The organism is Streptomyces sp. NPDC054841 (genome assembly GCF_053611045.1).
Window position 1 is genome coordinate 1 of the sequence record NZ_JBSGZO010000873.1, and the last position, 1,589, is coordinate 1,589.

The window sequence follows — 1,589 nt, forward strand, 5'->3', positions numbered from 1 at the left end:
CAAAGCTGTACACGGCGGCTGCCCGGCTTGCCAGAGTGATCGCACAACCCCGGTCGCAAGAAGGAGTTCTCTGTGCCGATCACGCTCTCGCGAACCCGCCTCGCCGTCGCGGCCGCCACCGCCGCCGTGCTCGCCGCCGGGGCTCCGGCCGCGTACGCGGCGCTGGACGAGGAGCCCGTCCGGGCGGCGGCGCAGGGCCAGGAGTACATCGAGACACGGCTGTTCTTCGGAACCGCGCGGCCGGACGGCGGGCCCGCCGTCGCCGACCGGCAGTTCAGCGGTTTCATCGACCGGTATGTCACGCCCGCCTTCCCCGACGGGCTCACCGTGCAGGGCGGGCAGGGGCAGTGGCGTGATGCCGGCGGGATCATCGAGCGGGAGCGGTCGTACGAGCTGATCCTGATCTACCCGGCGACCGGGGGCGGCAGCCGGGACCGGAGCATCGAGACAATCCGCACGACGTACAAGCTGCTGTACGGACAGGAGTCCGTGGCCCGGCTCGACGAGACCGTCCGGGCGGATTTCTGACGGCTTTCGCGACGGACGGCGGCTGACCGGTTCCACGGGGAAGGGCGGCCGGCCCGTTCCAGGAGGAGCAGCGGCCGAACCGTTCCACGGGGAGCAGCGGCCGGCCCGTTCCACGGCGAGCAACGGCCGGCCCGTTCCGCGGGGAGCGGCGGCGCTATCGCGGAAGACGCGCGGCGGAAGGGCGTCCGTACAGGACCGCGACAAGTGCTGCGCCAAGGAGCCCGCCGACGAGCTGGGCTGCGATGAATCCGGGGAGCGAAGCGGGGGCGATGCCGGTGAAGGAGTCCGAGAAGGCACGACCGACCGTGGCGGCCGGGTTGGCGAAGGAGCCCGATGACGTGAACCAGATCGCCGCCGCGATGTACGCGGCCACCGCGACCGGAGTCAGCCGGGCACGGCCGATCCGCTCCAGGCCGTGGACGAGCAGAACGAGACCCGCTGTCGCGACGGCCTCGCCGACGAGCAGGTGACCGGCCGAGCGCACCTGGGTGGCCCATGTCACCAGCGCCCGCCCGAACATGGCCTCCGCGAGCAGCGCACCGGAGACGGCGCCCGCAAACTGCGCGGCGACATAGAGCCCGGCTTCGGGGCCGGTGAGCCCGGATCCACCGCGGCGGTGCGACCACCGGGCAAGGAGCGTGATCACCGGGTTCAGATGGGCTCCGGAGACCGGGGCGAGCAGGGCGATCAGCAGGCCGACCCCGATGGCGGAGGCCAGTGAGTTGCCCAGCAGCTGCACTCCGGTGTCCGGGCTCATCGCGGCGGCCTGGATGCCGGATCCGACGATGACGGCCACCAGGGCCGCTGTTCCGATCAGTTCTGCCGCTGCGCGGCGCGGCAGTGTGCTGCCCTTTCCCATGACGACTCCCCCACCACGAGTTCCCGAGTGACGGAAACTATATTCCGCCATCCGGAACGATCTCAGCCAGGCGGGGCGGGCCGGAGGGGCGCGTTGAAGCGCGCGACAGCGCGCGTGGCCAGAAAACCACTCCAGATGGTTTATCGTTCATCTAGACGTGAGTGCGCACGGGACATTCGTCCGGATGCGCTCACCCCACAAC

Annotated in this window: 2 protein-coding genes; one reads left to right on the forward strand and one right to left on the reverse strand. The window is 71.0% G+C overall.

All coding sequences use genetic code 11. From position 1 onward, the window contains the following. Window positions 1-72: 72 nt before the first annotated feature. On the forward strand, window positions 73-528 hold the full coding sequence (locus ACWGI8_RS44090; protein ID WP_453669233.1) for a DUF3574 domain-containing protein: 456 nt from the start codon (window positions 73-75) through the stop codon (window positions 526-528). Between the two features lie 154 nt (window positions 529-682). Here ACWGI8_RS44090 and ACWGI8_RS44095 read toward each other — a convergent pair whose 3' ends face one another. Beyond that, window positions 683-1,387, reverse strand: coding sequence for an aquaporin (locus ACWGI8_RS44095; RefSeq protein WP_453669235.1), 705 nt, complete (start codon window positions 1,385-1,387; stop codon window positions 683-685). Window positions 1,388-1,589 lie beyond the last annotated feature (202 nt).